This window comes from Rhizobium esperanzae (genome assembly GCF_002204185.1).
Classification (GTDB): domain Bacteria; phylum Pseudomonadota; class Alphaproteobacteria; order Rhizobiales; family Rhizobiaceae; genus Rhizobium; species Rhizobium esperanzae.
In genome coordinates this window covers 1-18,105 of sequence record NZ_MXPU01000022.1, presented here as the reverse complement: position 1 = coordinate 18,105, position 18,105 = coordinate 1, and the positions used below count along the sequence as shown (strand labels likewise).

Here is an 18,105-nt window from a genome sequence, read left to right as displayed (position 1 = left end):
CGCTAAACACTTTTTGCGACACACCCTCTAGTCTAGGCGGCCTCTTCCTGCAGCTTGCCGGTGATGTCGCGGGCCGACATGGGTTTTCCCATCAGATAGCCTTGAAGCTGATCACATCCGGCGTCCCGCAGGATCGCCGCCTGGCGCGAATTCTCGATGCCTTCGGCGGTGACGGGGATCTGCAGAGCGGTCGCGAGAGAGATGGTCGCCCGAAGAACGTCGGCGCCCTTTGCGCCTTCGTCGAGGGCCGAGACCAGCGAACGGTCGATCTTCATGCGATCGAAGCCGAATTGCCGCAATGCGCCGATGCTGGCGTAGCCGCAGCCGAAGTCGTCGAGCGCGAACTTGATGCCGACGCGCTTGAGCTGGTCTATCGAGCGGCGGGCCTGATCCGGATTTGTCATCAAGACGCCTTCAGTGATCTCCAATGTGAGGCGCTTCGGGTCGAAATCGAGCTCCTGCAGGACCGAGATCACTTCGGCAGCAAATTCCGGATTGCATAGCTGGACCGGCGAGACATTCACCGACAATGCCAGATCGGGCCAGGTCTTGGCATGCGCGATCGATGTTCTGAGCATGTGAGCGCCGAGCGCATCGATGAGACCGCATCTTTCGGCAAGGGGGATGAAGACCTCCGGGCTGACGTTGCCTGCTGCCGTTCGCCAACGCGCCAGGGCTTCAAGACCGGTCACCGTGCCGGTCGAGGCGGAGACGAGAGGTTGGAAGACAGCTTCGATGGCGCCGGCGCCGATAGCGCTCTTCAACAGAGCCTCCAGCTCGGCGACCCGCTGGCGCTCTCGGTCCAGTTCGGGGTCGTATTCGATCGCCTGGCCTCTGCCATTTGCCTTGGCGCGATAAAGCGCCATGTCCGCTCTGCGCAGCAGCTCCAATGGCTCGATGTCGCCGTCGCGCGCGGCAGCTCCGATGCTGGCGCCGACTTCGATTGTCCGTCCGCCGATTTTGAAGGGCTCGGCAAACAGCGCCAGAATAGCCCTTTCCATATCGTCGCATGTGGCAGAGCCTACCTGCACAAGCGCAAATTCGTCACCCCCCAGCCGGGCCGCCGCGACGAATTCGGGATGGCAGGCCGTCAGCGCGTTCGAAACCAGCCGGATCAGATCGTCCCCGACAGCATGCCCCCAGGCATCGTTGACGGCCTTAAAGCCATCAAGGTCGACCAGATAGAGCCGGGGCGGCGAAGCGGCTGCATCATCCAGCTGTTCGAGCAAGCTGAGAAGCCCCTGTCTGTTAAACAGACCGCTTAGACTATCGTGGCCGGCTTCGTAAAGCGCGGCCTGCGCCAGTTGACGCAGGCGCCGCGCCTCTGACGCGCCGACCATCAGGACACCGATCAGAAAAAGCGCGAGAATGACAATAGCGGCTGCGACATAAGGGGTCACCTGACGAAACACGAGGCTCCCAGGCGCCTTGCTGGGCCAGACAAGGTAGCCGATCACGGCTCCCTTCATGTCGGTGATCGGTGCGTTCAGGAAATCCGGCTTGGGCCTTGCCTCAAGTCGCAGGCCTTCGAGTTCATGTTCGTTCGAGAGGGTATCCAGAACCTCCTGGGTAAATTCCTTGTAGAAGCTCAGTGTACTGAACTGCGGAATCTCGGCGACGTCGTCGAACGGTTGGATAGCCTGCGATGCGAGCAGTGCGATACCGTTTTCGGTCTTGATGAAGTTCACCAGAGGCGCGCGCGCCGGATCGGCGGCAGCTTTAACCTGCCGATAAAAGCCATCGCCGAAGAATACGCCGGGCTCAAAGGGCTTGCCTTTGGCATAGGCGGAAACGATCGAAGTTCGGTCCGGAGCGATCACGATCGCGCCGTCATACAGCGCATAATCCTCGCTGGTTTTCCCCCAATTCTCATAGGCCCAATCCGCCGCAGTGGGAGACGATGCCGCCCTGTAGGCATCGTCCCAAACGGCGTTGTCCGTCGTCGTCGCGCCCAGGCGAGACATAAAGGCGGCGATCGCCGCCTGGGCGCCGCGACGGGCCCTGGCATCATCGATGTCGTTTGCGGACCGGGTCATCGTAGCGACAACATGCGCCATCAGGCCGGTCAGGACGAGCGCCACGATAAGGAAGAAAACGGTTGTTGCAATGATGGAAGACGTTTGGGTCCGAACGTGCCTACCCGCAAGATTCGACGACATGCCAATCCCGAAAAGATGAATTGCAAGGCCATGTCTGTGGTGACGGCAGGAGACATCATGTCCGCAATGCGCTGCAGATAAGGTCTAACATCTGACGATGTAGGTCTCATTAATGGGAAAGATCAAATGCCCTCTATCTGCGAAAGAGAAGCGGTTATTTTGGGGAAAGGGATCATAATCGCCGCAAACCGGGACAGACCGCCATCGCCAAAGCCGGCTCGCAGCCGCTGTTCAGACCTTGATCACATAGTCCTTGCGAGTCGTTTCAACGACTTCCCAGGTTCCCTTGAAGCCCGGCCTCAAGATCATCCGGTCGCCCGCCTTCAGATGCACCGGCTCACCGCCGTCCTCCGTGACGATCGAATGGCCTGATAGCAGGCTGAAATATTCCCACTCCTCATAGACGATCCGCCACTTGCCGGGTGTCGCCTCCCAGATGCCGGAATAGAGGCCGCCTTCGGCTTCCTCCAGATTCCAGGTGCGAAAATGCGGATTGCCGGAGATGATCCGAGTGGGCTCGGGGGCGCTGAACTCGGGTTCGATGCCATCCAGGTTGAAGGTGATTAAATTCATCATGGACCTCTTCGACATCAGTGTCCTTCGCGGCGAAGTTCTGCGCGTGATTGTTTGAAATCTTTACAATTTATCTCTCGTCGCACAGGATATTTAGCCGCGCTTGAATTTCAGGAGCCCCATCTCCACCTTGACACCGCGTCCGGCGCAACGCCGTGTTGACGAGTAGCCGGCCGAAATAGGGGCTATGCTGGCGCGCCTGAGAGCAGGTCCGGTCGCCGCTCTACCACGCGCTGCTGAACGACCGTTAGAGCAGCGATACCCGCTTCGTCGGCAGCACGCAAAAGCGCCTCGCGGAATCGTTCCGGGTCGATTTTCCCGCTAATTGCATCGACGCAGGCCTTTACAGCCGAGACATATTCCTCGCCGTCGTCGGAAGGCCAGTCGTTAATCAGGAGATGCGCCGCATCGCCGAGCGTCCGGACGATCTTGCGCGTTGCCGGACCGCGCAAAGCAAGCGCGACCGGCGTGAATGCCGATGATGTATTCCAGCACATTGTCCCCGAACCCTCAAGGCATGATTACTGCAATCCTAACCGCGCAACATACGCTTGTTTCCTGAAATTTGGAATTGAAAACTGAGCGATAAAACCGCTCCAACGCGAAGTAGCAGAAACTAAAGAAAGGGCTCAAGGACCTCATGTTCGGCGCGGTGGTCGCCGATGCGGATACTGGCTGGCCGCCATCCAGGAAGCTCGAGTGCACGACGCGACCCATTTGCCACAGCTGGGCGATGATCCGGCCGCCATTTTCGTGGACCGCGTCTGTGACTTTCCGCCATCCGGCAATCTGCTCCTGCATCCACAGTCCAGTCGCATACGGCCAGCCGAGTCCCAGCTGGTTGATTCCGATCGCTTCGCTGATGATGAGGCCGGCAGAGGCGCGCTGGGCGTAGTAATCGACCATGATAGGCGTCGGGATATGGCCTCGTGTGCCGCGCGCGCGGGTCATTGGAGCCATCAGAATACGGTTGGGAGCCTTGATAGTGCCAAGCTGAATTGGATCAAACAAGCTGGTCATGGGGAATTCCTTGAGAGCAAGTGGGATGCGCGCCTCAAACGAGGCGCGATCCTCCGTCAACATTGAGAACGGCACCGTTCATCCAGCCGTTGGCCATCAGGAAGACGACCGCCGCACCCGCTTCGTCCGCAGTGCCGAGGCGGTGCAGCGGGAGCGCCTGCTTGAGGGAGGCGACGTATGCGTCGCGGCCTTCGCCCAGTGCCTTGGAAAGAATCGGAGTGTCGATCGGGCCGGGAGAAAGAGTGTTCACGCGGCGCGGCGCGAGTTCGATTGCAAGTCCGCGTCCGAATGCTTCCATCGCCGCGGAGGCGGATGCCAGGATCGCGGTGCCATAGGCATTCGGGCGATCCGCCAGAGCGCCGGAAATCAGGGTGATGGAAGCGTCTTCAGCCAGTTTGTCGCCAAGAGCGCGAAGCGTGTGGACTGCCGCCCAGATGCGCTCGTCGAAGGCGTGCTTCAAATACGACACATCGGCTTCCAGCACCTTGCCGGCGACGAAGGTGCCCGCAAGCAAAACAAGGTGGTCGACACGGTCGATAGTTGCCACAGCTTCACCGATCGAGGCCGGGTTGGTTACGTCGGCTGCGCGCCAATCGTCGAGGCCGTTCTCGGAGGCAGCCTGTTGGGCGCGCTGGCGGTCGTTGCCGATAACGGTGACCTTCGCGCCAGCGGCCTTGGCCTGGATGGCGGCAGCGAGGCCGATACCGGATGTGCCGCCGAAAATGACGACCTTCTTGCCTTCAAGCGAAGAGGTAAAGTTACCCGTGGGAACCGTTACTGTCTGGTTCATTTTCGTCTCTCCTTTGTTAGCGGGGCTGGTGTCCAGCGCCGATGAGTTAGAATTAAATCCAATCCGCCCGCTTGATAATCGGGCCGTATTTCATTTTAATATTGCCATGGTGGAACAAATTGGAATTGACAGGCTGACGGGGATCATCGCTTTCGCTCGCTCGGCCTCCTTAGGAAGCTACACTGCGGCGGCCCGCTCCCTGTCGGTCTCGCCCTCCGCGGTCAGCAAAAGCGTCCAGCGGCTTGAGGAGCACCTCGGGATCAGTCTCTTCAGCCGGACCACGCGATCGCTCACGCTGACCGCCGAAGGCCGCGACCTACACGAACGTGCGTTGCGCCTGCTTCGTGAGGCAGAAGAAATCGAACAGGCGGCTGTCGCGGCTCGTGGCGAACCTTCGGGCACGCTCAAGGTGACTGCGCCGCTGCCGATCGGAGCTAATCTGGTCGCTCCCGCCCTGCCCCGTTTCCGGGAGCGCTTCCCCACGGTCTCCGTAGACCTGCGGCTCGGCGACACGTTCACGGATATCATCGAGGAAGGCATCGACGTCGCGATCCGTGTCGGCGAACCAGCGGACTCGCGCTTGATCGCCAGGAAGCTCGCGCCGAACCGCGTCTGCGCATTCGCATCGCCGGATTACATTAAACGACGTGGCGTGCCCGCGCGGCCGGAGGACCTTGTCCACCACGACTGCGTCAACTTCCGGCACCAGAGCACTGGCCAGCCATTGCGTTGGCCATTCAAAGTCGGGGACCGGTTGCTCGAAATCGTTCCGAACGCCGCGATCGTGGTCGACAATAGTGACGCTGTAGCCGCTATTACCGTTGCGGGCGGCGGTATCGGCATGTCCGCGACGTATGTCGCCGCCCCTTACCTCGAGCACGGCGAACTGGTGCCCGTTCTCAAGGAATACGCCGTCGACCGTTTCAACATTACCGCCCTCTGGCCGGAGAGCCGCCGAGGCAACCCCACTGTCAAGGCGTTCGTCGCGTTTCTCGGAGAGGTTTTCCCCGCCGAGGCCGCGTGGGACCGCATCTTCGCCGCTAGCGAAGCTGCCCAACCATCGTGAAGTACGTCGCTGAGACCGTAGGTACGCGCAATCAGGCTGCGGTTCAAAATCTCGGCCGTCCTGATCGACGTAACGTAGGTGGCACTGGTCTACCAAACCCGCGTATGGACGTGCCAGACAGCATATGATCCACCACGCTCTGGCGATCCACGGGTGTCGCGATCACACGCCCGCCGAGAGCGTAGCTCAACCACCAAAGTACCCCTGTCGATGACATCCGGGCCAGTGGAAACTCGGCGTCACCAAAATCCAGGAAAACGGGACGCTTGCCTCCTCTCCAGCGCTCGATGAGCGCTGCGGCGCGAGCAAATAGCAGCCATGAGCGGGCATCGGTCTCGACCCCGACCGGCGGAGCATTGAGCAACGCTTCGCGGAACGACGAGAGGTCTCGTTTGAGACGAGTACCATCGACAATCCAGATCATGGAACCGTAGAACGCCTCGCGAGAAGCCCTCTCCTGCGGCGAGATCGTCGAGTGTTGGAATTCGATTACCGTGCTGCTCTCCGTCTTGACGTCGGCGATGTGGACCTCGCCATCAATTGCGACGTGGCGGATCTCCTGCCATTCCGTCGGAAACAGGTTCTTCCACGCCCGATGCCATTCCGTCTCGGGCTCCCACCAACGGTCACAAACAGCGGCACTGATGTGCGCCCACTGATGCAGTCGCTTGAGACCACACTTGGCGAGCGTCGGCGATCCCCAACCGGGACAGCTCCCACGGACACCTGTCGTTGCTTCCTGACGGATTCCGTCTACGGGCGAATTTCATTGTCATCTCCAAACAGCCGTGAGCAACGCCCGAAACGAGGCAAGCTCGGTTCACAGGGGAAAATGGCGGGCGGCTTGAGTACCGCTTGGAGGTTCTTCGGGCAGTTTCGGCTGCCTCATGTTCTTATTCGTCTGGTCCGCCTGATGAATAAGCTGAGGCTATTGGCCGATACGCCAGAAATCAACTACATCGAGGGCGTTATGCACTGATCAGAATCGGTGAAGCCGTCGCTCTTATGTATAGAAGGCAGAATTGTATATTCGTGTTGCTCGTAGCCGGGGGCGACAATGGGCAGGAAGCTTACAATCATCTTCGCAGCAGAATATCCCATTAGGAACAATCGCAAGCTCCGGGAGTTAATGCTTCAGTCGGGCGTAAGCGTAATCGGAGCGCGGCGCTCTCCTCATCCTCGGGTATCCGAGGTTGCTTCCAGCTTGCGAGCTGTGACGCAGGGTTCGAATCCCTGCCCCGACAACCATGTTCGTTCGATATAAAAGCCTGCGATTTCTCGTCGGGCTACCTCATCCTGCCTCAACACGGCACCCCTTCTCAGAGGGATGCCTCATCACGTTGCCATCGAACTGCGCCATGCCGTCAGCTCGATGAGTTTCGATCCGTTTGCATCACCAAGGTCGAGAGGGCACCCCGCCCGTTGTTCTCGGTGAGGAGGATGTCCGCTCCTTCCGAGGTCAGGGTGATCTCCACGCTCCCGCCATCGTCATCAGGGAAGGCGTACTTAAAGGCGTTCGAAGTCCGCCCTCGGAATCGTGGTGTTTATTCCACTCAGTGAGAGGTGATTGCGCGACCGCTGGACGCGAGATGCTCTGTAATGGCGCGCCGGATTTCGGTAACCGTGTCAAAGAGCCTGTTGTCCAAGTCGATGACATTGAAGCGGACAGCTATAAATTTGAGGCGGTTTTCGACAGGGACCGCGATCCCGACTTCCTGACCATTGAATACGACAGCTTGCTTTTGCATAACAAACCTCGGGCGCGCCACACGGAGCACCATCTTGGAAAAGTGGAACAAAAGGTTGGTTTACGACCGTCAGATTGCCGTCGTAGGTCGATATCGGATCGAGACGAGATCACGCATTCGCTGCACCATTGCGAAGAAACGAAGTCGGATAAACAACGTCATCATCCTCCCCTCAAGCAAGGTCAAACGGCCACTGAGTATCGTCGGCGAGAGCCGGTTATTTCGGAGTTTCCCCTGTAAAAAACGTAGTCGAGAAACCTCGAGCAAGCAACTGATTTTTGTTATTATTTAGCGTTTTGAATCGTATGACAATTACCGCAGGTGCGAAGTAGCCAATGATGTACGTTCGTCCCGACCCATTATCGAAAGCCCTTCGAGGCTTTACCGCACAAATCGCGCAAGACATAGCCGCTGAGCGAGCGCCTTCCGAGTGCCGAAGCGGTTGTGATGCCCCCAGACACTTCATACATTCCTGCATCCCAACCTCGAGAGGATTAAGGAAGTGAATCCGGCCGAAATGAAGCACAATGAACTCGCTACAAGCAGGCAACTATTGCAATAATGCGGGGAAAGCGCAGGATTGTCCAAAGGGCCTTCGCCTGCGACCGGACATTTGCGCGATGAGTCAATTTGGTAGCGAACCAGTTCGTGATCCAGGGGACCTCGGCTTCGACAAGCCGCGGCTGGCGCGACTGAAGCGGTGGATGCAGCGATATGCCGACACCGGGCGCTGGCCGGGTGGTGCGGTGCTCATCGCGCGTCATGGAGAACTCGCCTTTTTCGGTTGCGCCGGGCGCGCCGACGTCGAAGCCAAGCGGCCTTGGCGGCGCGACCTCATCGCCCGCATCTACTCGATGACCAAGCCTGTCACCGCCGTAGCGCTGATGATGCTGTACGAGGAGGCGCGCGTGCATCTCGACGATCCGGTCGAAGCTTACCTGCCGGAATTCAAAAATAGGCAACTTCTGATACCGGACGCAACGTCGCTCGACCAAACGGTGCCCGTCAAAACGAAGATGACGATCCGTCATCTGCTGACCCACACATCTGGCCTAAGCCTTTTTACGAACCCCGGAATACTCGGCGAAGCTTATGCCAAAGAAAAACTCGGCCTCGCCCTTGCCTACGGTGGGCTCGACAAGATGGTGCGCAGGATCGCCGAGCTGCCATTGGAATGGGAACCGGGTACGAAATGGCAATACAGCACCGGGTTAGATGTCATCGGCCGCATCGTTGAAGTCGTTTCCGGAATGACGCTCGACAAGTACTTCGCGACCCGCATCTTCGAGCCCCTCGGCATGACCGACACCGGCTTCTCTGTGCCGGGATCTGAGATCGGCCGTTTTCCCCCGCTCTACGAGGCCATGGCTGGCGGAATGGCTTTGCACGAAGCGCCTCAGGTTTCGGAGTGGCGGCAAGGCAAGGTTGACACGTTCTGCGGCGGAGGCGGGCTCGTCGGGACCATCGACGACTATTGGCGGTTCGCCGAAATGCTGCGGGCTGGAGGTGAACTCAACGGCGAACGCATCCTCAGTCCCGCACTTTGAGATTGGCGGCGTGCAATCACCTGCCGGGAGATCTTGCCTCGCTGGCAGCCGAAGTTTGGTCCGAAACCCAGTTTGATGGCGTCGGGTTCGGTCTGTTGGGCTCTGTCGTCCTTGATCCGGCCAAGGCACAAATTTCGGCGCAGGTGGGAGACTATGGCTGGGGCGGCGCGGCAGGCACCTTCTTCTGGGTAAGCCCGGTCGACGACATGGTTGTCATTCTCTTCACGCAACTGCTGCCTTCAAGCGCCATTCCTGTGCGCAAAGAGTTGCGCGCACTCGTCTATGGAGCGTTGACGGGGGCCTGAAGAGGTGGACGCAGTCTCGGAGTTGACGGGGCATGGAAGGGCAGCAGCAGGCGGATCGGTCCGGGAAGTATGTGGAAGGTATCCCTGTGTTCCTGCGCGCGAGTAATACGGGGTTCACCATCTCACCAAAGTATATGTGAAGCGATGGGTCGGTCGAGTTGATTTCAAAGGGATTTCAGGTTGATGTTGCGCTTCAACTCTATGGCTTCAGTATGCATCGCTACGAGATACAAGCACTCGAAAACGGAATGTGGTCGGTCATCGATCATCAGACCGGCAGTCCACTCGTCGACCGGGAAGGTTCAACCGAAAAAACGAGGCTGGAAGCGCAGGCCTGGGCCGATTTCCGCAACGGCATGTTGGTTCCTCCCGCAAAGGAACGGATTTCCTCACGGCTCCAGAAGATGCGCCGCATCTGGGAACTGCTCTCTGGGAGGTCGCTGGCACGATAATCCGCCTTTCAGAGATTCGGTACCGCGACGTATCTGATAGCGATAGCGAAGCTCCGTCGACACCAGGAAGGGTACTATCGACCATATTCGGCGGCAGTTGATTTTAAGCAGAAGCGCAGCCGACGGACTGATACGATTGGTCGCTGCCACTCCGACCTCAGCCCATTGCGGACCGTGATACCATCGCGCAATATAAAGCGTAGAATACTCCGAGCGGCGATCTTAGCAGGGCGAGGCCGATTGCGTGATCAGACGTGCTCTTGCCTTAGGTGGGGTCACAATAATGTCTCTAAACCTCCTAAATCTTCCGGAACTCTCCGAACGGCACATAGAGATGCTCGCGAGGGTAATAGCCGACTGGTGCGACGCGAACTCCATCGACGCCGGCGGAAATTGCGCGGAAGCCGCATACGCTGCCGCCGTTGATCTTTTAAGTGCAAACACAGACCTGTCAGCAGGTCAGTTGCGACAGGCGCTGGACCTCAGGATGGCTGAAAACAAGCGTGAGGAACCTTCGTCGTAGACCCTGGTTGGGGTGAAGCGGACGCTCCTTTTGGAGGATTGCCCGCTGGCGATGGAGCCTGTGTCTTGTGGAAAAGCGTCGTTATTCTACATCTGCGAAAGTCGATCACCGTAAGATCGGCAAAACAGGCGTTCGATCTCCTATCGGCCCGTTGGCCCGTCTCTGACGGAAAGGCTTACATCGCGGCTCTTGAAGCCTGTGAAGGCGTCGATGACGGACATGTTTCAGACGAAAGCGCTCGGGGGTCGTTCTTGTTGGCGTTGAAGGAAGCCGAAATCCCCTACTCGACCGATATAGAACGCTAGGAGAACCAACACAGGATGGTGCAGGTTGACACCTCTAGTGGGTAGCGGGCGAGGCTCATGCCGTCGGCATATTATATATCCGGTCATAGCCTTGTAATGCTCGGTTGCAGATGTCACTCAAGACAACAATTTCTGAGAGAGTTGCGGCCAGCACTCACCCCCTTGCCCCAAAAGTATTGTTAGGGTGCGATCGTTGATAGCTACGAGGGGGCAACAATGGTCGATGTAGCACAGGCTCGAAATGGATCACTGGAAGTCGGAGGCACAGCGCTGGGGCGCATCCACGCGAAATCGAACAGTCGCAAGGGACGGCCTACTGGCTGGGTTTCCTGAAGGGCGTTCTGGCGAGCGGCAATCAGATCTTCGAGAGCGCCTGCTCTAGATCGGCGATGATGTCCTTAACGTCTTCGATGCCGATGGAAAGCCGCACCACGTCGGGTCCGGCACCGGCGGCGATCTTCTGCTCGTCGCTCAGTTGCCGGTGCGTCGTCGAGGCCGGATGAATGACGAGCGAGCGGGTGTCGCCGACATTGGCAAGATGGGAAAAGAGCTCAAGTCCTTCCACCAGCGTCTTGCCAGCCTCATAACCGCCCCGGACGCCGAAGGTGAAGACCGAGCCCGCTCCCTTCGGCGAATAACGCTGCTGCAGGGCATGGTTCGGATCGTCTTCGAGACCGGCATAATTCACCCAGGCGATCTTGCTGTGCGCCTTCAGCCACCGGGCGACAGCGATGGCATTGTCGCTGTGGCGCTGCATTCTCAGCGGCAGGGTCTCGATGCCGGTCAGAATCAGGAAGGCATTGAAGGGCGAAATCGCCGGACCGAGGTCGCGCAGGCCGAGCACGCGGGCAGCAATCGCGAAGGCGAAATTGCCGAAAGTCGCGTGCAGCACCATGCCGTTATACTCCGGCCGCGGGCTCGACAGCATCGGGTAATTGCCTGACTTCGACCAGTCGAAGGTGCCGCCGTCGACGATAAGGCCACCCATGGAATTGCCGTGGCCGCCGAGAAATTTCGTCAGCGAGTGCACGACAATATCGGCGCCGTGCTCGATCGGACGGATGAGATAGGGTGTTGCCATCGTGTTGTCGACGATCAGCGGCAGGCCGTGGCGATGCGCGACTTCAGCAATGGCGGCGATATCGACAAAAGTGCCGCCCGGGTTGGCAAGGCTTTCGATAAAGATGCCGCGGGTCTTGTCGTCGATCTGGCTTTCGAAGCTCGCCGGATCGGCGGAATCGGCCCAGCGCACCTGCCAGCCGAAATTCTCGAAAGCATGGCCGAACTGATTGATCGAGCCGCCATAGAGCTTGCGGGCGGCGATGAAATTTTCGCCCGGGCGCATGATGGTGTGGAAGACGATCATCTGCGCCGCGTGGCCGGAGGCGACGGCAAGGGCCGCCGTACCGCCCTCGAGCGCGGCGACGCGCTCTTCGAGCACGGCCTGCGTCGGGTTCATGATGCGGGTGTAGATATTGCCGAAGGCCTGCAAGCCGAAGAGGGCGGCGGCATGATCGGAATCGTTGAAGACGAAAGCGGTCGTCTGGTAGATCGGCGTCACCCGTGCGCCGGTGGCCGGATCGGGCTGTGCGCCTGCGTGGACCGCCAACGTGTTGAATCCAGGATCGTTCTTGGCCATGTCGCCCTCCGAATTTATTGCTCACGGGGCAGGATCATAGCTTGTCGCCGACGAAAGTTAATCGCGATCCGTTTCAACCCTTGGGCGTTCGGTGGAAAATCCGTCTCAGGGCAGCCCTGCTCAGGCAATGAGGCGAGGATATTCGATCGCCGGGCAACGGTTCATCACCACTTCAATGCCGGCAGCCTCCGCCTTTGCCGCCGCGGCATCGTCGCGGACGCCAAGCTGGGCCCAGATCACCTTCGGCAACGGCCTCAGCGCCAACACTTCCCCGACGACCCCATCGAGATATTCGGCGGCGCGAAAGACATCGACCATATCGATCGGCACCGGAACGTCGGCAAGCCGGGCGTAGACGGTGCGGCCCTGGATCTGTTTGCCTGCCTGCCCCGGATTGACGGGTATGACCTCATAGCCGCGCGACAGCAGATAGCCCATGACGCCGTTGCTCGGCCGGGCCGGGTTGGGCGAGGCACCGGTCAGCGCGATGGTCTTTACCGACTGCAGGATTCCGGCGAGATAATCATCCGTGTAGGCGTCGTGATTCATATCCGTTTCTCCATTCCGAGAATGCCTTTGAGTCCGCCGGCATTTTTTTGCATTTCGGCAAACCGGCTGCACGCGTTCTGCGTATATAGGAGTTGAATGGCCCTGAAGGATGATTCAATGAGAAAAATTGCTCTTGCCGTCATGCTTGTGCTCGCCGCATCACCGGCAGCGGCGATCTCGCGCTACAATCCGCTTACCATGAGCTGCGCCAGCGTGCGGGCGGCCATCCACAATCAGGGCGCCGTCATATTCCGCTACCAATCTCCCCGCGGGCTGCCGCTTTATGATCGCTACGTCCGCAACAGCAATTATTGTGACGCAACCGATTATGCGGAATGGACTCATATCCCGGCAAGGGACGATCCCCGCTGCCCGGTTCTGAATTGCCAGAGCATAGACAACCTTGACGGGATGTTCGTGGTTCCGCATCATCAGCTATGACGTCGTCGCCACCGCGCGCCCTGCAGGCGCCGTTTTCCTTTTTCGCTTGCAAACAGGCTTAGAGCTCAATCGCGCGCTGCGATTTATCAGAGAAGATACAATCTAAAGCTTCTTTTTTCGCGTATGTCAAAGTTATAGAATAATATCTTTATTTCAGCAGCATAGAAATATCCACCTGGGATTTCGCCCAGCCGTTTTCTCCTTCGGTTCCCCATAAGATCATGATGTGTTCTCGCGTTCATTAGAAGCATCTCATAGTTGAGAAGATCGCCTGGATTGAACGCATATCGCGCGCACGTATAACTTGCCGCCAGACCCCGCCATTGTTTGCATATTGAAAGGATGGTATTGGACCCGAAAACGCATCCGCGACCGCGGCAACGCATTTTCGTGCAAATATCAGTTGTCTTTCCAGAATTCTGCCCCGTCGGGGCGAGGCGCTTCGCCTTCCTCCGCAGCACCGGATTTATCCCTTGCCTCTCGACGTCATCCTGTTCGTTCTGTTCGGCGCGCTGCTGCATGCGACATGGAATGCGATCGTCAAAGCGGGCAGCGATAAATCCCTGGATGCAGCGTTGATTTCGGCCGGCGGCGCAGTGTCCGCGTTGCCGTTTCTGGCCTTTCTACCGTTGCCACAAAGCGCAGCCTGGCCGTTCATCGGCGCCTCGGCCATCCTGCAGTTCGCCTATTTCCAGCTGGTTGCCGCCGCCTACCGAGCCGGTGATATCGGCCTCGTCTATCCGCTGATGCGTGGTTGCGCGCCGCTGCTGGTCGCCGCGACAAGCGGTGTCGTCCTGCGCGAACATCTTTCCGCCGCCGCTCTTGCCGGGATCATGACGATTTCAGCCGGCGTCCTGACGCTCGCCCTGGAGGCTCGGCGCAGCAGCGGCCATGCGGTCGCATTCTCCATTGCCAATGCCTTCGTCATCGCCAGCTACACTTATGTCGACGGCATCGGCGCGCGTCTTTCAGGCAATGCGGTTTCCTATACGTTGTGGATGTCGCTGCTGCCGCCGATACTGCTGTTTGCCTGGGCGGCGTCGCAGCGCGGCAGCCTGACGGTGTTGCATCACGTTCGCCGCAACTGGTGGCGCGGCCTGATCGGCGGCGCGGGATCAATTGCATCCTACGGACTGGCACTTTGGGCGATGACGAAGGCGCCGGTGGCGACCGTTGCCGCACTGCGGGAAACTTCGATCCTGTTTGCGCTGGTGCTCTCGGTTGCCGTCTTCAAGGAAAAAGCCGGCATCTGGCGCTACGTCGCCGGCGTCGTCATCGCGATCGGCGTGCTGGTTCTGAAACTCGCCTGATCATTCACCCTTCCATTCCGGCTTGCGCTTGCCGAGAAAGGCGCCGATCCCTTCCTGCGCGTCCCGCGTCAGCATGTTGTCCACCATCACCTTGGCGGCATAATCATAGGCCGCCTCCACCGGCAGTTCGAGCTGCCGATAAAACGCTTCCTTGCCGATTTTCAAGATCAGCGGCGATTTGCCGGCAATCACGGCGGCATATTTGGAAACGACCTGCGCCAGATACTGCTTCGGCACGATGCGGTTGACGAGGCCGAAATCCTTGGCGGTCGAGGCATCGATGGTCTCGCCGGTCAAGAGCATCTCCATCGCCTGCTTGCGGTGCGCGGCACGGGAAACGGCCACCATCGGCGTCGAACAGAACAGGCCGATATTGACGCCCGGCGTGCAGAAAGTCGAAGTGTCGGTGCAGATCGCCAGATCGCAGGAGGCGACGAGTTGACAGCCCGCAGCCGTTGCAAGCCCATCGACCTCGGCGATGACCGGTTTTGGCAGATGCGCGATCTTCAGCATCAAATCGGCGCAGAGCCGGAAGCTTTTCTCGAAGAAAGCGGCGCCCTGATCTTCGTCGACGCGATGGGCCGTGAGTTCCTTGAGGTCATGACCGGCGGAAAAGACGACGCCGGTGGAGGCGATGATGACGACGCGCACATCCAAATCCGCCTCCGCCTTTTCGAGCTCAGCCATCAGCGCCTCGAGAAGCGCCATCGAAAGCACATTGGCCGGCGGGTCGTTAAGCACGAGCCGCAGCACGCCGTCGCGCAACGAGCGGAGCAACAATCCATCCGTCCTGTCCGCTTCCTTTCGGAAGGATACGATTTCGGCCATGTTGCTGCTCCCTGCGCTCGATTTCCACACAGCCGTTCTGCCACAAGGCGCCGCCAATTTCGAGCAGGATCCGCCGTCGCAGTCAAAACCAGAATCATGATTTCGATCTCTCCGCCCTCGCCTGCGCAGGGGTCAGACCGATATCGCGAAGCTCGTCATCGGTGAGTTCAGACAGTTTGCGGCGGCTGCGACGCTTTTCGAGCCGGCACTCGATGACCGACAGCAGCCGCCTGCCCCAACGCGCCGTCTCACGATGTTTCAGCCGAAGGGCGCTGAGCGGTATCTCCAAGCTTTCGTCGAATTCCACGGTCATCTCTTCATCCTTTCCCGATGGACGAAAGATGCGCTGGAAGGTGCAGCGAAGGAAGCTTATGGATATTATCATTTGCATAAGGATTTCTTTGGCATGCTCCTCAATCTCGATCAGCTCGCAACCTTCATCAATGTCGCCGACCTGGGGAGCTTTACGGCTGCGGCCGACAAGGAAGGCGTGACGCAGCCGGCCGTCAGCCTGCAGATCAAGGGGCTCGAACAGCGGCTCGGCGTCAGGCTGATCGAGCGCGTCGGACGACGAGCGCAACCGACCGCGGCGGGCATCGACCTGCTTTCGCATGCAAGGCGTCTGCTTCAGCAGGCAGCCGCGGCGGAAGAAGCGATGATGCCCCACAGGGATGGGGCCAGCGGCCGGGTGCGCATCGGCAGCGGCGGCACGGCCTCGATCCATCTGCTTCCCCGCGCCATCGCCGCCGCCCGGAAGTCCATGCCTGGCCTCGAAATCACCGTCTCGATCGGCAATGCCGACGATATTCTGCGCGATCTGGAAGCCAACAGTCTCGACATCGCCGTCGCGGCCCTGCCAGCATCGGGACGGAACTTCGAGATCGAACCCTTCTACGAGGAGGAACTGCTGGCTGTCGCCCCTGCGGGCAGCCCCGTGCCTGAGGGTGGGCCGGACGCCGCCTTCATGCGCGACAGGACGCTGCTGCTTTATGAGGGCGGCAATACGAGGCGGGCAATCGACGCATGGCTGGCTGCTCCGGATACCCGGATCCGACCGGCGATGGAGTTCGGCAGCATCGAGGCGATCAAGGAGCTGGTGGCCGTTGGTCTCGGCTGGTCGATCCTGCCGGGGCTGGCAGTGAAGGGCGATCGCGCCGGTCTCCTGACGACATCGTCGCTGCAGCCGAAGCTGACACGCCGCCTCGGCATGGTTCTTCGCCGGGACAAACATCTGACACGCGGCCTTCGGGAAATGATAAAATGCCTGCGTGCCTTTGAGGATTAGCGATGGTTTTCGATCGCACGCGGGCAACGCTAAAATGTTAAATAGCGCAAATATTCAGCTTAATCGTGAGGTATCACAACACCACACACCTAACCAACTGTTTTCATTTGTCGTTTTTTCCGACGGTCGCGAAAACCGATATTGACCCTGTGTCACATTGCCTTTATACACCGCGCCAGAACGCAGCCTGTCCGGGCTGCTTTCTTTTTGGCGGGTTCGCGCTTGCCAATCCAAGCAACAAGAAACGCCCTTAAAGCCCTCGGGCCAAGGGTCCTAAAAGAGAGTATTCACTATGGCAACCTTCTCACAGAAGCCGGCAGAGGTGGAGAAGAAGTGGGTGATCATCGACGCCGAAGGGCTGGTCGTTGGCCGTCTCGCTTCCATCATCGCTATGCGCCTGCGCGGCAAGCACAAGGCAACCTTCACGCCCCACGTTGACGACGGCGACAACGTCATCGTCATCAATGCCGACAAGGTCGTTTTCACCGGCAAGAAGTATTCCGACAAGGTCTACTACTGGCACACCGGTTATGCCGGCGGCATCAAGGAACGCACCGCACGCCAGATCATCGAAGGCCGCTTCCCGGAGCGCGTCCTCGAAAAGGCCGTCGAACGCATGGTTCCGCGCGGCCCGCTCGGCCGTCGCCAGATGAAGAACCTGCGCGTCTACGCCGGCTCCAACCATCCCCATGAAGCCCAGCAGCCGGTCGCCCTCGACGTTGCCGCGCTCAACAAAAAGAACGTAAGGAGCGCCTGATCATGGCTGACCTCTCCTCCCTGAAGGATCTCGGCACGGCTTCCGAAGCTGCTGCTCCGGCCCACGTCCGCAAAGTCGATTCGCTCGGCCGCTCCTACGCGACCGGCAAGCGCAAGAACGCCGTCGCCCGCGTCTGGGTCAAGCCGGGCTCCGGCAAGATCATCGTCAACGGCAAGGAATTCGCGGAATATTTCGCCCGCCCGGTACTGCAGATGATCCTGCGTCAGCCGATCGTCGCGGCTGCCCGTGACGGCCAGTTCGACATCGTCGCAACCGTTGCCGGCGGCGGCCTCTCCGGCCAGGCCGGCGCCGTTCGCCACGGCCTGTCCAAGGCGCTGACCTACTTCGAGCCGGGCCTTCGCTCGGTGCTGAAGAAGGGCGGCTTCCTGACCCGCGACAGCCGCGTCGTCGAGCGCAAGAAGTACGGCAAGGCGAAGGCCCGCCGCTCGTTCCAGTTCTCCAAGCGTTAATCGCTTCGGACAGACGGGTACGAAGGCCGGGGAAACCCGGCCTCAGATTGCTGACAAACCCCTGGCGAGAGCTGGGGGTTTGTGATTCACTGGGACATGTTGAAGAAACCCAGCCCTGAACAGACAGCTCTCGAGATGGTGACGCTCGATAGTCTGGTGCCAAAGGATCACCTGCTTCGCAAGATCGAGGCGGTGATTGACTTCTCCTTCATCCACGACCGCGTTGCGGGATTGTATTGCGCCGACAACGGCCGACCACCGCTCGATCCAACCTTGATGTTCAAGGCGTTGTTCATCGGCTACCTGTTCGGCATCCGCTCCGAGCGGCAGTTGGTGCG

Annotated in this window: 21 protein-coding genes and 1 pseudogene; 12 read left to right on the top strand and 10 right to left on the bottom strand. The window is 59.4% G+C overall.

All coding sequences use genetic code 11. The features are described 5' to 3' along the window. Positions 1 to 32: 32 nt before the first annotated feature. The 5 genes and pseudogenes from B5E41_RS26005 to B5E41_RS25985 all read right to left on the bottom strand — a co-directional run bounded on the left by B5E41_RS26005 (position 33) and on the right by B5E41_RS25985 (position 4,542). Positions 33 to 2,159, bottom strand: coding sequence for a bifunctional diguanylate cyclase/phosphodiesterase (locus tag B5E41_RS26005; RefSeq protein ID WP_088396651.1), 2,127 nt, complete (start codon positions 2,157 to 2,159; stop codon positions 33 to 35). Between the two features lie 231 nt (positions 2,160 to 2,390). Continuing rightward, positions 2,391 to 2,735 carry a cupin domain-containing protein gene (locus B5E41_RS26000; protein WP_088396650.1) on the bottom strand — a complete coding sequence of 115 codons (345 nt, stop codon included), beginning with the start codon at positions 2,733 to 2,735 and terminating at the stop codon, positions 2,391 to 2,393. 182 nt (positions 2,736 to 2,917) lie between these two features. Further along, positions 2,918 to 3,229, bottom strand: coding sequence for a DUF982 domain-containing protein (locus B5E41_RS25995; RefSeq protein ID WP_088396649.1), 312 nt, complete (start codon positions 3,227 to 3,229; stop codon positions 2,918 to 2,920). 145 nt (positions 3,230 to 3,374) lie between these two features. Continuing rightward, a pseudogene (locus B5E41_RS25990) lies at positions 3,375 to 3,752 on the bottom strand (oxidoreductase); the annotation flags it as partial. 34 nt (positions 3,753 to 3,786) lie between these two features. After that, positions 3,787 to 4,542 carry an SDR family oxidoreductase gene (locus B5E41_RS25985; RefSeq protein ID WP_088396648.1) on the bottom strand — a complete coding sequence of 252 codons (756 nt, stop codon included), beginning with the start codon at positions 4,540 to 4,542 and terminating at the stop codon, positions 3,787 to 3,789. Between the two features lie 106 nt (positions 4,543 to 4,648). Here B5E41_RS25985 and B5E41_RS25980 point away from each other — a divergent pair, with 106 nt between their 5' ends. Both B5E41_RS25980 and B5E41_RS32875 read left to right on the top strand, forming a co-directional pair. Further along, positions 4,649 to 5,608 (top strand): LysR family transcriptional regulator, encoded by a 960-nt coding sequence (locus B5E41_RS25980; protein WP_088396647.1) that lies wholly within the window; start codon positions 4,649 to 4,651, stop codon positions 5,606 to 5,608. A gap of 478 nt (positions 5,609 to 6,086) precedes the next feature. Then, on the top strand, positions 6,087 to 6,587 hold the full coding sequence (locus B5E41_RS32875) for a hypothetical protein (protein ID WP_483431146.1): 501 nt from the start codon (positions 6,087 to 6,089) through the stop codon (positions 6,585 to 6,587). A gap of 574 nt (positions 6,588 to 7,161) precedes the next feature. On the opposite strand, the gene B5E41_RS32445 is transcribed toward B5E41_RS32875, so the two are convergent. Next, positions 7,162 to 7,356, bottom strand: coding sequence for a hypothetical protein (locus tag B5E41_RS32445; RefSeq protein ID WP_003577126.1), 195 nt, complete (start codon positions 7,354 to 7,356; stop codon positions 7,162 to 7,164). A 620-nt stretch (positions 7,357 to 7,976) separates the two neighbouring features. On the opposite strand from B5E41_RS32445, the gene B5E41_RS25965 reads away from it, so the two are divergent. The 4 genes from B5E41_RS25965 (at position 7,977) to B5E41_RS32820 (ending at position 10,488) form a co-directional block, all read left to right on the top strand. Next, positions 7,977 to 8,903 (top strand): serine hydrolase domain-containing protein, encoded by a 927-nt coding sequence (locus B5E41_RS25965; protein WP_245303154.1) that lies wholly within the window; start codon positions 7,977 to 7,979, stop codon positions 8,901 to 8,903. A 2-nt stretch (positions 8,904 to 8,905) separates the two neighbouring features. Next, positions 8,906 to 9,208 (top strand): hypothetical protein, encoded by a 303-nt coding sequence (locus tag B5E41_RS32440; RefSeq protein ID WP_245303153.1) that lies wholly within the window; start codon positions 8,906 to 8,908, stop codon positions 9,206 to 9,208. A 158-nt stretch (positions 9,209 to 9,366) separates the two neighbouring features. Beyond that, positions 9,367 to 9,660 carry a hypothetical protein gene (locus tag B5E41_RS25960; protein ID WP_245303152.1) on the top strand — a complete coding sequence of 98 codons (294 nt, stop codon included), beginning with the start codon at positions 9,367 to 9,369 and terminating at the stop codon, positions 9,658 to 9,660. 561 nt (positions 9,661 to 10,221) lie between these two features. Further along, entirely contained in the window at positions 10,222 to 10,488 is a 267-nt protein-coding gene (locus B5E41_RS32820) for a DUF982 domain-containing protein (RefSeq protein ID WP_088396644.1), read from the top strand. A 355-nt stretch (positions 10,489 to 10,843) separates the two neighbouring features. On the opposite strand, the gene B5E41_RS25945 is transcribed toward B5E41_RS32820, so the two are convergent. Continuing rightward, on the bottom strand, positions 10,844 to 12,127 hold the full coding sequence (locus B5E41_RS25945) for an O-acetylhomoserine aminocarboxypropyltransferase (RefSeq protein WP_088396643.1): 1,284 nt from the start codon (positions 12,125 to 12,127) through the stop codon (positions 10,844 to 10,846). Positions 12,128 to 12,247: 120 nt separating this feature from the next. Next, the gene (locus B5E41_RS25940) at positions 12,248 to 12,676 is read right to left on the bottom strand and encodes a CoA-binding protein (RefSeq protein WP_088396642.1); all 429 of its coding nucleotides are present in this window, start codon (positions 12,674 to 12,676) and stop codon (positions 12,248 to 12,250) included. A gap of 117 nt (positions 12,677 to 12,793) precedes the next feature. Between B5E41_RS25940 and B5E41_RS25935 the strand changes: the two genes are divergently transcribed. Both B5E41_RS25935 and B5E41_RS25930 read left to right on the top strand, forming a co-directional pair. Next, the gene (locus tag B5E41_RS25935; protein WP_088396699.1) at positions 12,794 to 13,117 is read left to right on the top strand and encodes a hypothetical protein; all 324 of its coding nucleotides are present in this window, start codon (positions 12,794 to 12,796) and stop codon (positions 13,115 to 13,117) included. 473 nt (positions 13,118 to 13,590) lie between these two features. After that, positions 13,591 to 14,427 carry an EamA family transporter gene (locus B5E41_RS25930; protein WP_088396641.1) on the top strand — a complete coding sequence of 279 codons (837 nt, stop codon included), beginning with the start codon at positions 13,591 to 13,593 and terminating at the stop codon, positions 14,425 to 14,427. Here B5E41_RS25930 and B5E41_RS25925 read toward each other — a convergent pair whose 3' ends face one another. Both B5E41_RS25925 and B5E41_RS25920 read right to left on the bottom strand, forming a co-directional pair. Next, entirely contained in the window at positions 14,428 to 15,255 is an 828-nt protein-coding gene (locus B5E41_RS25925) for an enoyl-CoA hydratase (RefSeq protein ID WP_088396640.1), read from the bottom strand. Positions 15,256 to 15,349: 94 nt separating this feature from the next. Next, positions 15,350 to 15,568 carry a DUF1127 domain-containing protein gene (locus B5E41_RS25920; protein ID WP_088396698.1) on the bottom strand — a complete coding sequence of 73 codons (219 nt, stop codon included), beginning with the start codon at positions 15,566 to 15,568 and terminating at the stop codon, positions 15,350 to 15,352. Between the two features lie 93 nt (positions 15,569 to 15,661). On the opposite strand from B5E41_RS25920, the gene B5E41_RS25915 reads away from it, so the two are divergent. The 4 genes from B5E41_RS25915 to B5E41_RS25900 form a co-directional block, all read left to right on the top strand. Continuing rightward, a complete protein-coding gene (locus B5E41_RS25915) occupies positions 15,662 to 16,540 on the top strand; it encodes a LysR family transcriptional regulator (RefSeq protein ID WP_088396697.1) in 879 nt (292 codons plus the stop codon). A 292-nt stretch (positions 16,541 to 16,832) separates the two neighbouring features. Beyond that, the gene (gene rplM / locus B5E41_RS25910; RefSeq protein WP_012483399.1) at positions 16,833 to 17,297 is read left to right on the top strand and encodes a 50S ribosomal protein L13; all 465 of its coding nucleotides are present in this window, start codon (positions 16,833 to 16,835) and stop codon (positions 17,295 to 17,297) included. A 2-nt stretch (positions 17,298 to 17,299) separates the two neighbouring features. After that, on the top strand, positions 17,300 to 17,767 hold the full coding sequence (gene rpsI, locus B5E41_RS25905) for a 30S ribosomal protein S9 (RefSeq protein WP_009995734.1): 468 nt from the start codon (positions 17,300 to 17,302) through the stop codon (positions 17,765 to 17,767). 96 nt (positions 17,768 to 17,863) lie between these two features. Then, on the top strand, positions 17,864 to 18,105 hold a 242-nt coding region (locus B5E41_RS25900), incomplete at its 3' end, for a transposase (RefSeq protein WP_176439322.1).

Excerpts from the sequence above, each read along its gene's own strand:
- B5E41_RS25980 (WP_088396647.1), top strand. The coding sequence starts at position 4,649 with ATGGTGGAACAAATTGGAATTGACAGGCTGACGGGGATCATCGCTTTC.
- B5E41_RS25925 (WP_088396640.1), bottom strand. The coding sequence starts at position 15,255 with ATGGCCGAAATCGTATCCTTCCGAAAGGAAGCGGACAGGACGGATGGA.
- B5E41_RS25915 (WP_088396697.1), top strand. The coding sequence starts at position 15,662 with ATGCTCCTCAATCTCGATCAGCTCGCAACCTTCATCAATGTCGCCGAC.
- B5E41_RS25945 (WP_088396643.1), bottom strand. The coding sequence starts at position 12,127 with ATGGCCAAGAACGATCCTGGATTCAACACGTTGGCGGTCCACGCAGGC.
- B5E41_RS25940 (WP_088396642.1), bottom strand. The coding sequence starts at position 12,676 with ATGAATCACGACGCCTACACGGATGATTATCTCGCCGGAATCCTGCAG.
- B5E41_RS25920 (WP_088396698.1), bottom strand. The coding sequence starts at position 15,568 with ATGACCGTGGAATTCGACGAAAGCTTGGAGATACCGCTCAGCGCCCTT.
- rplM (WP_012483399.1), top strand. The coding sequence starts at position 16,833 with ATGGCAACCTTCTCACAGAAGCCGGCAGAGGTGGAGAAGAAGTGGGTG.
- B5E41_RS25985 (WP_088396648.1), bottom strand. The coding sequence starts at position 4,542 with ATGAACCAGACAGTAACGGTTCCCACGGGTAACTTTACCTCTTCGCTT.
- B5E41_RS25965 (WP_245303154.1), top strand. The coding sequence starts at position 7,977 with ATGAGTCAATTTGGTAGCGAACCAGTTCGTGATCCAGGGGACCTCGGC.
- B5E41_RS32445 (WP_003577126.1), bottom strand. The coding sequence starts at position 7,356 with ATGCAAAAGCAAGCTGTCGTATTCAATGGTCAGGAAGTCGGGATCGCG.
- B5E41_RS26005 (WP_088396651.1), bottom strand. The coding sequence starts at position 2,159 with ATGTCGTCGAATCTTGCGGGTAGGCACGTTCGGACCCAAACGTCTTCC.
- B5E41_RS26000 (WP_088396650.1), bottom strand. The coding sequence starts at position 2,735 with ATGATGAATTTAATCACCTTCAACCTGGATGGCATCGAACCCGAGTTC.
- rpsI (WP_009995734.1), top strand. The coding sequence starts at position 17,300 with ATGGCTGACCTCTCCTCCCTGAAGGATCTCGGCACGGCTTCCGAAGCT.
- B5E41_RS25935 (WP_088396699.1), top strand. The coding sequence starts at position 12,794 with ATGAGAAAAATTGCTCTTGCCGTCATGCTTGTGCTCGCCGCATCACCG.
- B5E41_RS25995 (WP_088396649.1), bottom strand. The coding sequence starts at position 3,229 with ATGTGCTGGAATACATCATCGGCATTCACGCCGGTCGCGCTTGCTTTG.